This is a genomic window from Paenibacillus sp. FSL F4-0122 (assembly GCF_038002845.1).
Taxonomy (GTDB): domain Bacteria; phylum Bacillota; class Bacilli; order Paenibacillales; family Paenibacillaceae; genus Paenibacillus_AQ; species Paenibacillus_AQ odorifer.
Window position 1 is genome coordinate 4,830,175 of the sequence record NZ_JBBODI010000001.1, and the last position, 14,274, is coordinate 4,844,448.

The 14,274-nt window shown below is 43.9% G+C and carries 10 protein-coding genes; all 10 read left to right on the top strand.

What is annotated here, in order from left to right; translation table 11 throughout:
• Positions 1-267: 267 nt before the first annotated feature.
• On the top strand, positions 268-912 hold the full coding sequence (locus MHH49_RS20970; protein ID WP_036685747.1) for a YhbD family protein: 645 nt from the start codon (positions 268-270) through the stop codon (positions 910-912).
• Between the two features lie 12 nt (positions 913-924).
• Positions 925-1,611: a hypothetical protein gene (locus tag MHH49_RS20975; protein WP_036685749.1), complete on the top strand. Its 687-nt coding sequence runs from the start codon at positions 925-927 to the stop codon at positions 1,609-1,611.
• Positions 1,604-2,275 (top strand): hypothetical protein, encoded by a 672-nt coding sequence (locus MHH49_RS20980; protein WP_036685751.1) that lies wholly within the window; start codon positions 1,604-1,606, stop codon positions 2,273-2,275. Before MHH49_RS20975 ends, MHH49_RS20980 begins: the two co-directional genes overlap by 8 nt.
• A 40-nt stretch (positions 2,276-2,315) precedes the next feature.
• Positions 2,316-3,872, top strand: coding sequence for an MFS transporter (locus MHH49_RS20985; protein WP_036685753.1), 1,557 nt, complete (start codon positions 2,316-2,318; stop codon positions 3,870-3,872).
• Positions 3,873-5,509: 1,637 nt separating this feature from the next.
• Complete coding sequence (locus MHH49_RS20990) at positions 5,510-6,469, top strand: ABC transporter permease (RefSeq protein ID WP_076215705.1); 960 nt, start codon at positions 5,510-5,512, stop codon at positions 6,467-6,469.
• Positions 6,470-6,486: 17 nt separating this feature from the next.
• A complete protein-coding gene (locus MHH49_RS20995) occupies positions 6,487-7,383 on the top strand; it encodes a carbohydrate ABC transporter permease (RefSeq protein WP_036685756.1) in 897 nt (298 codons plus the stop codon).
• A gap of 91 nt (positions 7,384-7,474) precedes the next feature.
• Entirely contained in the window at positions 7,475-9,310 is a 1,836-nt protein-coding gene (locus tag MHH49_RS21000; protein WP_076301774.1) for an ABC transporter substrate-binding protein, read from the top strand.
• 134 nt (positions 9,311-9,444) lie between these two features.
• Positions 9,445-11,190, top strand: coding sequence for a sensor histidine kinase (locus MHH49_RS21005; RefSeq protein WP_326047773.1), 1,746 nt, complete (start codon positions 9,445-9,447; stop codon positions 11,188-11,190).
• The gene (locus tag MHH49_RS21010) at positions 11,183-12,589 is read left to right on the top strand and encodes a response regulator transcription factor (protein WP_326047772.1); all 1,407 of its coding nucleotides are present in this window, start codon (positions 11,183-11,185) and stop codon (positions 12,587-12,589) included. The genes MHH49_RS21005 and MHH49_RS21010 overlap by 8 nt, the downstream gene beginning before the upstream one ends.
• Positions 12,586-14,253, top strand: coding sequence for an extracellular solute-binding protein (locus tag MHH49_RS21015; protein ID WP_052097169.1), 1,668 nt, complete (start codon positions 12,586-12,588; stop codon positions 14,251-14,253). Before MHH49_RS21010 ends, MHH49_RS21015 begins: the two co-directional genes overlap by 4 nt.
• The last annotated feature ends 21 nt before the right edge of the window (positions 14,254-14,274 follow it).

The following is a 14,274-nucleotide window of genomic DNA, read 5'->3' on the forward strand; positions in this document are numbered from 1 at the left end:
GCAGTTCGTAAAAATCATTCTAAGAGAAGGCTGTTCCATGCTGCCATTTATAAGCGGCGGGGGCAGTCTTTTTTTTGTGGGAAAAATAGTGAATAACCGTTAAATCCTTCTCAAGACGGAGGTCTGCTCTTAAGGTATGCTTTAAAATCTTTGGGGGAGACGTTAGGACTCGATGGTTACTAGCGTAGGTAGGTATGAGGTGAGTTTATTTTATTGGTTTTACAACGTAACAGTGTTATGTTACGATGGCTTCAAGGAGTGATAAGCATGGAAGAGGATTTGATCTCGAAGAAGCAGCTATTGGAATTAACCGGTATATCCTATGGGCAATTGTACCGCTGGAAGCGGAAGCAGTTGATTCCAGAGGAATGGTTTATCCGTAAATCTACGTTTACTGGACAGGAGACTTTTTTTCCAAAAGACATGATCTTGTCCCGTATCGATAATATTGTGAATATGAAAGATGGACTTTCTTTGGATGAAATGGCTGATAAGCTATCAGATAAGGCTTCTTTTGACAGAGTAAGTGTATCTTCTGCGGAAATTATAGAACGTAACATTGTTTCGTCAGTGACACTGGGCAAATTTGGAGAGAGGCTTGGTGTCAAGAATGGATATAGCTTCGATCAGCTCACTTATTTATTGGCTGTAGACCGCCTGCTTAGTGCAGGGGAGATGAATATGGAGGAAGCAGAGCTCCTGTTTCGAACCTTAATGAATAAAGCCTCCAATCTTGAGAGTGAAAGCTGGGAGTTGTTTTTTATCCGCAAAATGGGGGTGTCATCCTTTATTCTGGCTCAGGCACCAGCGGAGTTATGGTTCGATGAAGGGGTAAAGCTGGTCAGTAAAATACTCAGTGCAGATGTAATAGAACAATTGAAAGGTAAGCTTGCTTTTAAGCTTGTTGAATAGGGGGTTACTGTAATGGATAAACGACAGCTGCCGGATCTGATTATAAACGGAGTCAGCGGGGGGGCAGGAGGTACTTATAACAGTGTGCAAATCGATGGTGTAGGCAAAGTAACGGGACCCATCGTGACGCGAATTTTTAAAGGAAATGGGCATATGAATTTGAAGAATGATCTCTCGGCGGAAGAAGCGGAATGCAATGGGACGATGAAAGTGCTGGGACATTTGCGTTTTAACTCCCTAAAGGTGGATGGAATGATTACTGTCGGTGAGAGCTTTCGGGGAGAAAGTTGCACTCTTCATGGAATGCTGAATATCAAGGGTGATTGTGAGCTTGAGGATTTTGCGGGGGAAGGAAGCTTTAGTGTCGGAGGTTTACTTAGTGCAGGACATGTAGACTTCAAACTGCAAGGGCAGGGAAAGGCGCATGAAATTGGTGTGGAGAGTCTAGTGATCCGGCAAACGAATAGTGGAGTCTGGAGCAAAATGTTAAGTGGAATCATCCCTAAATTAAGATCGGAGCTGCGGGCTCGGACTATTGAAGGAGATTTTATTGATTTAGAGTATACAATAGCGGATGTTATCAGGGGCAATATTGTGATTGTAGGGCCAGGCTGTACTATCGAACGGATAGAGTATCGTGATCAGATCACAGTACATCCAGAAGCAAAGGTTGGAAAGGTGGAGAAGATCGGTGAGTGAAGAAACAACTCGGAGTAATTTGAAAATAATAGGCACAACGACCTCAGCGGGAGGCTTCTTTCGGGACATTAAAGTTACTGGGGAAGGTCATTTTGCAGGTGATGTAGATTGTGAGAAGCTGAGCCTGACTGGAAATGCCAGAGTAGATGGAAACCTGCTAATGACCAAAATGAAAATAACCGGTGAGATGACACTTTTGGGTAATCTTGAAGGGGATTCCTTGCGGGGTCAGGGTGAAATTAAAGCAACCTCCGTAAAAATCGACGATATTCATCTTAATGGTAATTTGGAGGTCAATGGTGATTGTGAAGGTGAACATCTGCGTATTTCGGGCGCTCTCAATGTGGCAGGACTGCTAAGTGCGGAGCAACTGGAGATCAATTTATATGGAATAAGTAGAGCGAAAGAGGTTGGAGGCAGTGCTTTAACGATCAAAAAAAGCAAGACCGGAAAATTCCTGCATTTGATGAAGCAGAATCCTAAAGTGCTTTTTGAGGCTGGGCTCATTGAAGGCGATACGATAGAGCTGAATAATACAAAAGCAAATATTGTCAGAGGAGATCGGGTAATCATCGGTGTGGACTGTGAGATTGATACTGTGGAATACCGTAGTGATTTGGAGATTCACAAGAATGCAATAGTGAGGCATCAAGTGAAGTTGTAACACATAGTTATAGATCTTTTTACAATGGGGAGTGGAACAAATGAGTGCTGCCAAAGCGCCCAATCTGGGCATTGTTATCGCAGGTCTGCTGTTAGGAATACTGATGGCCTCCATGGACAGCACCATCGTTGCTACAGCAATGGGCAATATTGTTGGGGAACTAGGCGGTATGGACAAATTTGTCTGGGTAACATCAGCTTATCTCGTAGCTGAGATGGCGGGGATGCCTATCTTTGGCAAGCTGTCTGATATGTATGGGCGTAAAAAGTTTTTTATTTTTGGGATTTTTGTATTTATGGCAGGTTCGGCGCTTTGCGGGACGGCAGATACAATTACTCAGCTGGCTGCTTATCGGGCGGTTCAGGGAATTGGAGGCGGCGCGCTAGTGCCGATTGCTTTTGCCATAATGTTCGACGCCGTACCACTGGAGACACGGGGCAAGCTGGGCGGTGCATTTGGTGCGGTGTTTGGATTATCAAGTATTTTTGGTCCATTGCTAGGCGCGTATATCACCGATCATATTGCTTGGCAGTGGATATTTTATATTAACTTGCCGCTTGGACTGTTGGCTTTTGTGATGGTCGTATTCTTTTATAAAGAATCACACGAGCATTCTAAACAACCTATTGATTGGCTGGGTGCGGGCACACTGCTGGGCTCTGTCATTTGCTTAATGTTTGCGTTGGAGCTGGGTGGAAAAGAGTACGCTTGGAGCTCATCGATGATCCTCGGCTTATTTGCAGCTTTTGCTATATTGGCGGCAGTGTTCCTTTTTGTAGAGACGAGAGCGAAAGAGCCGATCATTTCCTTTGCTTTATTCAAAAAAAGACTGTACGCCGTCAGCATTCTGTGTGCGCTATTTAGCGGTGCTGCATTTATCGTGGCTTCCGTATATATCCCGATCTTTATCCAAGGTGTATTAGGGGGTTCGGCTACCAATTCAGGACTTGTCCTGCTGCCGATGATGGTCGGCTCAGTAATTACCGCCACAACGGGAGGATTCCTGATGGCAAAAACCAGTTACCGCAATCTGCTGATACCTACGTTTGTACTTTTGGTGATCGGCACAGGACTGGTAGCAACGCTTACTCCGGAAGCTTCACGTCTCTTGGTTACCTTGTACATGATTTTAATCGGATTGGGCATCGGCGCTTCCTTTTCTGTGTTAAGCACAGCAGCTATTCATGGTCTGACTGCGCAGCAACGCGGCTCCGCCAGCGCAACACTGAATTTCATTCGTTCGCTTGGCATGACCATTGGAATTACTACATTTGGCATTATTCAAAGCCATTATTTCTCGGGCAGTCTAACTAAGTTGCTCACAGCAAATGGAGGAGGAGCTGCTTCTGCGGGGGCTGTGGGGGCTGTGGGGGCTATGGATTTTAAAGATCCGCATTCCCTGCTGTCGCCTGAGACTAGAGCACTCATTCCACCGGAAATTTTGAGCAAAATTACAGAGGGACTTTCCTCTTCCATTGCGAACACCTTCGCTTGGGCGGTTATTCCAGCTGCATTAGCTTTGCTGGCTTCCTTTTTTATGGGGCGTCAGAAAATGGATGCCTCCGCGGAGGGGGAAGTTCAGACGCCCGGGCATTAGGCTGTGGCGGAAGACGTTGGGCATTCGAATAATGAGCGGAAAATAGTGCGTATTATACGGAATGCAGTGATTGGTGTAAACAAACTATGGTTGTAAAGTGATGGAGCAGCTTCTCATTTGAGAGGCTGCTTTTTTATGTGTGGTTGGGAGTACAAATGAGCATGAACCCTCGAAGTAAGGGAGCTGCGTTGAAGGATGAGTAAATGCGATGAATCCTGGAAATAAGTGCATCTGAGTTCGATAGCATGAGGGAATGCGATGAATCCAAGAATGAGTCCGATAGCATGAGTGAATGCGATAAATTCAAGAATGAGTCCGATAGCTTGAGCAAATGTGCTGGATTCTCGATAGTAGTGTGCCTAAGAATGATGGATGGAGTGTTGCGGACCGTATAGTCGCTATTGCTGATTTTTGAGCTACTTTGCCGTAGTTTCGGACTGTATAGCTCTTATCGGCATGAATTTGCTCATATTTGGACTATATTTGTGTGAATAGCTGCACCTGAGTCCGATAGCACGAGGAAAAACGCAGAATCCCGGAAATAAGTGCATCTGGGTCCTACAGCAAGAGGGAATGTGATGAACCCAAGAATGAGTCCAATAGCTTGAGCAAATGTGATGGATTCTCGATAGAAGTGTGCCAAAAAATGATGCGTGGAGTGTTGCGGACCGTATAGTCACTATTGCTGATTTTTAAGCTACTTTGCGGTAGTTTCGGACTGTATTGTTCTTATGGGCATGAATTTGCTCATATTTGGACTATGTTTGTGTGAATAGCTGCACCTGAGTCCGATAGCACGAGGAAAAACACTGAATCCCGGAAATAAGTGCATCTGGGTCCGATAGCATGAGCAAATGTGATGGATTCTAGAATGAGTCCGATAGTACAAGAAAATGTGATGGATTCTAGATAGAAGTGTGCCAAAAAATGATGCGTGGAGTGTTGCGGACCGTATAGTCACTATTGCTGATTTTTGAGCTACTTTGCCATAATTTCGGACTGTATAGCTCTTATCGGCATGCGTATGCTCGTATTAGGGCTATATTTGAGTAAATAACTGCACCTGAGTCCGATAGCACGAGGAAAAACACTGAATCCCGGAAATAAGTGCATCTGGGTCCGATGCGAGATCTATGAAGTGTGAAAGACCATAACGGACGAAGAGGACAAAGCGCACCATAGTTGATGTAGCGGACGAAGAGGACAAAGCGCACCATAGTTGATGTAGCGGACGAAGAGGACAAAGCGCACCGTAGTTGATGTAGCGGACGAAGAGGACAAAGCGCACCATAGTTGATGTAGCAGATGAAGAGGACAAAACGCACCATAGTTGATGTAGTGAACGAGGAGGGTCTAGTTGCCCATAGCTCCCAAGCGCTCCTTAGAAACCATCTCTTTCAGCGGCAGGATGAGGGGAATTCCCGTCATCCTGCCGCTTTTTATAAGCCAAAAGGCATGTAGGCTCTCCATCACTAGACCCACAGTGATTAGGTAGAAAATGGTCGAAATATATGCGAATTTGGTTCACAAGCATCAGACGGTTCTCCAGTGAGGCCGTTCTGTGATCTATCTCGTCATACGCAAAGGTTCTGATACTATGAAAACGTAATCAAAATCTGGGTATAGGAGATTCCGACATGGGGGTACCTTCTGGTGAATTACTTCCCAGCGTCGATCCGGTTCATCGATCCCGCTGGAAGATGAAGAACAAACATAAATTGTTCTTCATGGCTTTTCCGTTTCTTATTGTCACCTTTATTTTCTATTATCTGCCGATCAGCGGATGGATTTATGCATTTTATGATTTCATTCCCGGAATACCGTTGTCTGACACGCCATATGTCGGGTTGAAATGGTTCAAGACGATTGTATCCAATCCAACACAGACCGCAGAGGTTGTGCGCGTGCTGAAGAACACTCTTGCCATGAGTTCACTTGGACTAATTACCTCGATATTTCCAGTGATCTTTGCGATTTTTCTGACCGAGATTAAGTCAGGCTGGTATCGCAAGATGGTGCAGACGCTAACCACGATTCCGAACTTTATCAGCTGGATTCTGGTATATGCATTGGCCTTCTCGTTGTTTTCCGTTGATAACGGGGTCATCACACACATTTTAGTGCAGCTTGGAATCGTTGATGAGGGTTATAACTTTTTAGCCTCCAGCTCAAATATTTGGGTCACGATGATCATTTGGTATTGGTGGAAATCGTTAGGCTGGGGTGCCATTCTCTATCTTGCTGCAATCGCAGGCATTGATCAGGAGTTGTATGAAGCCGTAGAGGTGGATGGTGCAAGCCGGTTCCGTAAAATCTGGCATATTACCATTCCGGGTCTTATCCCAACCTTCTTTGTCCTACTGCTGCTCTCCATAGGTAACCTGGTCAATAACGGGATGGAGCAGTACTTTGCCTTTCAAAATGCGATGAATAAAGATTCCATAGAAGTGCTGGATCTTTATGTATACAATATTGCGTTCGCTAACAACTTTCCGTTTGCCACAGCTGTCAGTATGCTGAAGTCGGTCGTTAGTGTAATTCTACTGTTCGCGGCAAACACATTATCCAAGATGGTGCGTGACGAATCTATCATTTAAGGCAGGGGTGATCCCATTTGAGAAAGAAAAAACTAACTTCTGGAGAATTAATCTTTCAAATTATTATCTACACACTCTTTGGATTGTTCACCCTGTCATGCATTTATCCATTCTACTATTTGTTCATTAATACGATCAGTTCGAATGATCTTAGCGCAGCAGGGTATATCAAATTTTATCCAAGGCAGATCCATTTTGATAACTATAGTAAGGTTCTAAGAATCAGTGGTTTAGGTCATGCGGCTACAGTCTCTATTTATAGAACAGTTGTTGGTACTTTGCTCACCGTTGGATCTTCGGCATTTCTTGGGTACTTGTTCACCAAAAAGGAAATGTGGGGCCGGAGTATTTGGTACCGCAGTGTTGTAGTTACGATGTATTTCAGCGCAGGGCTGATCCCATGGTATATCACCATGCATAACTTGCATCTGACTAATAATTACCTGGCTTATATTTTGCCAACCATTATTACTCCTTTTAATATCATTTTGGTCAAAACCTTCGTCGAGGCTATTCCGCCCTCACTTGAGGAGTCAGCGTCAATGGATGGAGCAGGTTACTTCCGGGTGTTCTGGAGTATCATTGTTCCTCTTACAACACCTATCTTGGCTACGATTACGATTTTCTCAGCGGTGAATCAGTGGAATGCCTTTATTGATACGGCGTTTCTGATGACAGATACGAAATACTTTACGCTCCAGTTCTTATTATGGCGTTATTTGAACGAATCCAGCTCGCTCGCAGCCTTAATTCGTAATTCGCCAGATATGGCCGCTAGTGCAGCGAATATGCAGACTCCAACCTCTGTGCGGATGACTGTAACGATGATCGTCGTATTGCCGATTTTGATCGTGTATCCGTTCTTCCAACGCTTTTTCGTCAAAGGAATTATGATCGGTGCGGTTAAAGGCTGATGGGTTGCCGCTCTGGACCAGAACTGGGTTTTCCTCTGCAATAAGCAGAGTTGAACTATAAGTGAAGAGATGAAAGGGAGGGTATAAAGCAATGAGAATAAGAAGAGCATCGCTTGTCATGCTATCCGTAATCCTGGTCTTCGTTCTTGCAGCATGTGGCGGGGGGAATAATACGGCTAACTCGGGCAAAAACACGAGCACAGAGAAACCTACGTCGGCTGCCACGAATGCCCCGGCGGAAGAGACAGCAGCACCGGATGACGGAGCGCTTGATCATTCCAAGCCGCTGAAGCTGACTGTATTCTCAACAACCGCTAACTATGCCGGTCCACAGACTGGATGGTTTGCAAAAATTATCAAGGATAAGTTCAACATCGAAATGGACATTGTGGCTTCAAACCTAACTGGTGGAGATACCAAAATCTCTGCAATGATGGCTTCCGGAGATCTTGGAGATATCATCATTTTCGGTGACGACAAGAACCACTATCCAAACGCCATCAAAGGAAAGCTGCTCTTGGACTGGACACAGGACGGTCTTTTGGACAAATACGGAAAAGACATTTCTAGCACTTTTCCAAAAGCTATTGAAAAAGCTAAGGTAGCTTTTGGCGGTGGATCATCAGTCTTTGGTATGGGGAACAGCGTAGCTTCTAATCCATCCGGACCTTCTGAAGGAAAAGATATGACTTGGGGTCCAGACCTGCGTTTTGATCTTTACCAACAAATTGGAGCGCCAGAAATTACAAAGATTGAAGATTATCTGCCTGTGCTGAAAAAAATGCAAGAGCTCGAGCCTAAGAATGAACAAGGCAAAAAAACCTATGCTTTCTCGATGTGGTCTGATTGGGATGGCAACTATAAAATGACATTGGCTAAACAGTTCGCAAACATGATGGGCTATGACGAAATTCCTGATACTGCTGTGTATGTTAAGGCAGATGAAGAAAAGTATTATGACTTCTTATCCGAAGATAGCTGGTACATGAAATCGCTCAAACTGTATTTTGAAGCTAACCAAATGGGTCTGGTTGATCCGGACTCTATGACGCAAAAATTTGACGATGTTGTAGCGAAATACAAAGATGGTCGTCTATTGTTCTCTTGGTTCCCATGGCTTGGAGCTGCTAACTACAATACACCAGAAAGAACAGCCGAAGGTAAAGGTTTTGCGCTGGTTCCGTTCAAAGATGAATTGATGTATTCCACAGGCTTCAATGTTTACGGTGGTAACGGTATTATTGCAATCGGCGCAAAAGCTAAGGAACCTGCTAGAATTATGGAATTCATTAACTGGATGTACACACCGGAAGGTGCAATGATCTCTGCAGGAAGTGGTACAGCAGTACCTAACGGACCTCAAGGTCTGACTTGGGATATTGATGCAAACGGCAAACCTGCAGTGACTGATTTTGGTTGGAAAGCTTATACTGATCAACAGAATACTCAAGTTCCTGCTGAATACGGCGGGGGTGACTACTACTATGGCTCCAATCAAATGAACTTCTCGTTTGTGGTTCCGGCGATGGTGAATCCAGAGAATAGTGAGCCATTCGATCATAATCTGTGGACAACAACCCTAGAGCGTAACCCATCCAAGCTTGATAGTGACTGGAGAGCGAAAATGGGTGTTCTGACTCCTAAGGAGTATTTTGAGAAAAACAATCTATTGGCTGTAGCACCACAAGGCTTCACTGGCAAAGAACCATTAACCATGGATAAAACAGTGGAACAAAAGAATAAACAAATCGGTACGGTTATTCAACAGATTTCCTGGAAAATGGTCTTTGCTAAAGATCAAGCGGAATACGATAAATTGAATAAAGAAATGCATGATAAGGTAAATGGTCTTGGGTATTCTGAAGTTATGGATTTCTCGATTAAAAAGGCTGAGGAATTGTTCGAGGCCCGTAAAAGCGTTAAATAAACACGGCTAGTAACTATAAAATAAGGCGGGGCGGCGTGGAGGCTGTTCTGCCTTATTCTATTCAATTAAGGATAAATGTGGTATTCTCACATTAATATAAAACGCTTTCAGATAGAAAGAAGAGGATAATCCAGATGGTAAGAGTACCCCTGCGGAGTCATACTCCAGCTGTCAAATCCTTACGTAATACCTTATTTATCTATCTAGTAATCGGAACACTACTTCCGCTTCTCTTAGTAGGATTCGTAACCTACACCTCTATTTACTCCATCCTTTCAGGTAAAATTGGCAACGGGATCAGCGCTAGTCTGAGACAGGAAGCCTCAAGCCTGGAGAATGCCATCGACAATATGGATTTTGCCTCCAAACAGTTTGCTCTGGACGGTCAGATTGTGCAGGAGATGTCCTCATTTATTCAGGAAAAACAAATTTTTCGCAAATCGCAAATGATGAATTCCATCAACCAGAAGATCAATCTAGTCAATTTTACGAACCCTTATATTGGACTTACAGCCTACATTATGCCGGACAGCGATGATCCCGTTCTGTTCACCAACATGAGCGCACGCAGAAATTTTGATATCAGTACATTGCCGTCTTTTATGCGATATAACGGGGCTGACTATTATGGACCACATCCCACTATGTACGCTGTTGGAGATAATCTCGTGTTCTCGGAGCAGCGAATTGTCCGTGTGCCGGGCCAGCATAAGCTTTATATTTATTTGGAGACGAATTATAGTTTGTTTCGCAAAATCTTCAATCAGGAGTCCTACGGGATGAAAGTAAATCATCTGCTGGTCAATCAGCAAGGTAATAGTACAAAAGTGATCGATGGCAAACTTCCGCTAAGTATTATTAAAGCTGCGGGAAGCAACTCCAATCTCACCCATGAAACGCTAAGCGGATATCATCTTTTTCGTTACGGGAGTCCTCAGGGCTGGAAGCTTATTGCTGTTGTGAAAAAATCAGAATTCAACAGTGAAATTTATTCTTGGTTTTATAAAATGATCTTACTTGCCTTCTCTACCCTTCTTTTTGCCGGATTTCTGGCTTGGATCATCTGGAGGAAAATTTATGGTCCGTTGCGTAAGGTCAACCTTGAAATCAACCGAATGGCGGAAAATGTTACCGCTCCGGTAGCCTATACGAATGTGGAAGAATTTGATTTCGTGCTTACCAACTTTCAGCAGATGAAAAAACAGGTGAATGAGCTGATTGTTGCGGTTGCCCATAATGAGAAACAGAAAAGCCAATTTGAGATTGAGAAGTTGCTCAGCCAGATCAATCCTCATTTTTTGCATAATACCTTAAATACGGTACAGTGGATGGCCCGGCTAAACGGCCAGAAGGAGATCGACAAGCTGGTCACTCTTCTTGTAAAGGTGCTGCATTATAATCTGGGCAAGCAAAGCATCATTGTTACCATTGGCGAGGAAATTGAAGCGATTCGAAATTATATGGAGCTGCAGCGTATTCGTTATGATTATGAATTTGAATTTAACGTTGAAGCTGATGAGGATGTATTGTCTGTGGCAGTCCCGAGATTTTTGCTTCAGCCTCTGGTGGAGAACTCGATTTATCATGGATTAAGCGATAATGGCAAGGTAGATGTTGAGATAACGAAACATGGTGAAGGAGAGGTTCAGCTATGTGTGAGAGACAATGGCGCTGGGATGGATGCAGATACATTAGATCAGCTGTTGTCTGATGATGGAGCGAAAAAACGGGGACTTGGAATTGGTTTTTCATATGTGAACCGGATGCTTAGAACCTATTATGGAGAACAAATGAAACTAGAGATGTTCAGTAAGCCAGGAGAAGGTACGGTTGTATCCATTGTGATTCCGAGGAAAGGTAAGGAGGACTTCGATGATTAAGGCTGTAGTTGTCGATGACGAGAGACTCGTGCGAAAAGGCTTCATATCCCTGATCGACTGGTCATCCTTAGGGATTGTTATAGTTGGGGAGGCAGGTGATGGTAAATCTGCTTTGGAGCTGCTTCAACAGCAGGAAGTAGATTTATTATTTGTGGATTTGACCATGCCAGGCATTTCAGGCTTCGAGCTCATTAAAATGGTTAGACAACGGTTCGCAGGCATTCGCTGTGTTGTTCTTACTTGTCATCATGAATTTGACTATGTTCAGGAGGCTATGCGTTTAGGAGCCGTTGACTATATTGTAAAAACACTGCTTGAGATGGAAAATGCGGATGAAACCATCAGACGTCTTGTCGATCGTATTAAATGGGAGGACAATACACGGGATGCTCTGGTTCGTGGGGAAAGTAAACGTATGGCTGCTGATAAGGCTCTGCTGTATTTGCCACTAAATCATCAATGCAATGAAGAAGAATTATTTCAGCTGTCCAGCGTGAAAAATAATCCGCTCATTACTTTTCATGAGATGTGGATGTCGCCCTTATTACATCGTTTCTCAATAGATGAGAGCAAACGTGAGCTTAAGATCCAGCTATCCGGACGATGGCAGACCGCGCTGATCAGTGGATTGAGAGATCAACCCTTGCAGGAACTGGAGGAACAGCTCACTGTGAAATTACGCCGTATTCTATTTTATCATCCTGAACCTGAGGATTTGACCTCATTGAAATATGAAGACATAAAGAAGGAACCAGGGGCTCCCTATTCAAAACAAGAGGCGGATAATCTGCTGGAGCAAGCACAGAATCTAAAGTGGACAATTGATGGAAATGAGTGGGAGAAGTTTGTAGCAAACATACTTCAGCAGAAACCCCGTTCTGATCAGTTTCTGGCGTTTGCACACTCTCTAATACAAAGCTGGAGCTCTTTACTTTTAAAGCCTGAAGATGCTGCTCAACTGGAAAGGGACATCTCCCATAATCTGAACTGGTGCCATTGGAAGAACTGGCTGCGGCGATTTTCTGATCATGTGGGACGAAGAATGCTGGAGCTTGGATTAACTAAAGAGGTTATGTCTTGTCTTATTCGCGCAGTTCGTTATATGCAGAGCCATGCAGGTGACAAAATCAATCAGAGCGACGTAGCAGCCGTCATTAATATGAGCCGTGGTTATTTCAGCCAATGTTTCGCTCGTTTTGCCGGAGAGACATTTGGTGAATGTTTACGGGGAATGCGGCTGGAGCTTGCCAAATCACTGCTGCTGGAGACTACACTTCCCGTCTGTGAGATTGCTTCGCGGTCCGGTTTTGAGGATGATCGTTATTTCAGCAGATTGTTTAGAGAACGTATTGGTAAATTACCAAGTGAATTCCGTGCGGAGGGGAAAAACCAAATATGAAATTTTGGAAATCTATCCTTCTAGTGTTTATGGTCATTGGAATGACATCTTGTCGTGACAATATCAGTACTGTAGATTCAGTTGCAAGCCCTCAGGCAGGGGATGAAGATACTTCTATCGCTTATAGTAAATATGAGGATCCGATTGTGATCCGGGTGGGATTTAAGGTTCCCGACTCGCGACTTAATACAGGTGACAGCAACGATAACAATCCAATCACCCGTTATTTAGAGAGCATTACGAATATCAAAGTGGTTCACTCCTGGGAAGCGAAGGGTGAGGATGCTTTTACGCAAAAGGTGCAGCTTGCCATTGATAGCAACGATTTGCCTGATGCCATGGTTGTGGATCGGGATCAATTGAAGAAATTAATTGATAATGACATGATTGAAGATTTGACAGAGACATATAAAATATATGGATCTGAACTTATCAAGGATATGTACAATTCTACAAAGGGAGAGGCATTAGAGGACGCTTCCCGCGACGGTAAATTATATGGATTACCGAATGTAGCTATTGATGCAGACTCTCCCGTGCTGCTCTGGGTACGTCAGGATTGGCTGGAGAAGCTGGAGCTGCGACCTCCACAAACTTTTGAAGACATCGAGAAAATTGCCAAAGCTTTTATTGAAAAAGACCCTGACGGGAATGGAAAAAGAGATACCGTCGGTCTAAGCGGCTACAAAAATATCGTATATGGAACTAAACCATTAGTTAATGGTCTGGATGCTGTTTTTAGTGCATTTCATGCTTTCCCCACGAATTGGATTAAGGATAACAACGGAAATATCGTGTATGGCTCCATTACACCAGAAACCAAACAAGCGCTTGCTAAACTTGCTGATTGGTATAAACACGGGTTGCTGGATCCGGACTTTGCACTATATAAGGAAACTCAGGAGCCTATTATTACAGGTAAATCAGGGATGTTTTTTGGTCCTTGGTGGATGCCTTATTATCCTTTGTCAGAGGCAGTGGCTTTGGATACGAAGGCAGAATGGAGAGCATATGCAGCTCCAGTTGATGATTCCGGTAAGTTTGTCGCTCATTTGGCTCCGGTAACAGATCGATATCTTGTTGTGCGTAAAGGGTTTGAACATCCAGAGGCTGTAATCAAGCAATTGAACGTGTTTACAAGACTCGAAAGAAGACAAGATCCTAATCAAGAGGAGGTAAAAAAGCTGGGTGATTTCTCTGCGCAGACAGGCATTCAGCTGCGTGCTTATTATCCGTTCGATCTTTTGATAGATTATAGGGATGCGATTGAGAAACATTATGCTGATATCCAGCAGGCTTTGCACGGAAAGATAGACCCAGATACATTAAATTCTGATACCCGGCTCATTTATGATCAATGGGTAGCGGAAACAGAGCAGCCCAAAAAAGATCTTGAAGGCTGGAAAGCAGCGAATGCGTATAAATATGGAGTAGCTGTGTTAACCTCAACTGCTATAGAGGGAGTGCGTGGGGTCTTTTATGGGAACACCCGACTTATGAAGACCAAATGGCCGGAACTGCAGAATCTGGAGAATGAGACGTTCTTAAATATTATTGTGGGTGATTCACCGCTTAGTGATTTTGATGTGTTTGTAGCTAAATGGAAGAGTATGGGCGGGGAAGAGATTACGGAAGAAGTTGCTGAAATTGTAAAGCAAAAGTAAACGTAAAAGTGGGATGCCTCA

Bases quoted from the DNA above. Each gene is read 5' to 3' on its own strand.
- MHH49_RS20975 (WP_036685749.1), top strand. From the start codon at position 925: ATGGATAAACGACAGCTGCCGGATCTGATTATAAACGGAGTCAGCGGG.
- MHH49_RS20970 (WP_036685747.1), top strand. From the start codon at position 268: ATGGAAGAGGATTTGATCTCGAAGAAGCAGCTATTGGAATTAACCGGT.
- MHH49_RS20990 (WP_076215705.1), top strand. From the start codon at position 5,510: ATGGGGGTACCTTCTGGTGAATTACTTCCCAGCGTCGATCCGGTTCAT.
- MHH49_RS21015 (WP_052097169.1), top strand. From the start codon at position 12,586: ATGAAATTTTGGAAATCTATCCTTCTAGTGTTTATGGTCATTGGAATG.
- MHH49_RS21000 (WP_076301774.1), top strand. From the start codon at position 7,475: ATGAGAATAAGAAGAGCATCGCTTGTCATGCTATCCGTAATCCTGGTC.
- MHH49_RS21010 (WP_326047772.1), top strand. From the start codon at position 11,183: ATGATTAAGGCTGTAGTTGTCGATGACGAGAGACTCGTGCGAAAAGGC.
- MHH49_RS21005 (WP_326047773.1), top strand. From the start codon at position 9,445: ATGGTAAGAGTACCCCTGCGGAGTCATACTCCAGCTGTCAAATCCTTA.
- MHH49_RS20985 (WP_036685753.1), top strand. From the start codon at position 2,316: ATGAGTGCTGCCAAAGCGCCCAATCTGGGCATTGTTATCGCAGGTCTG.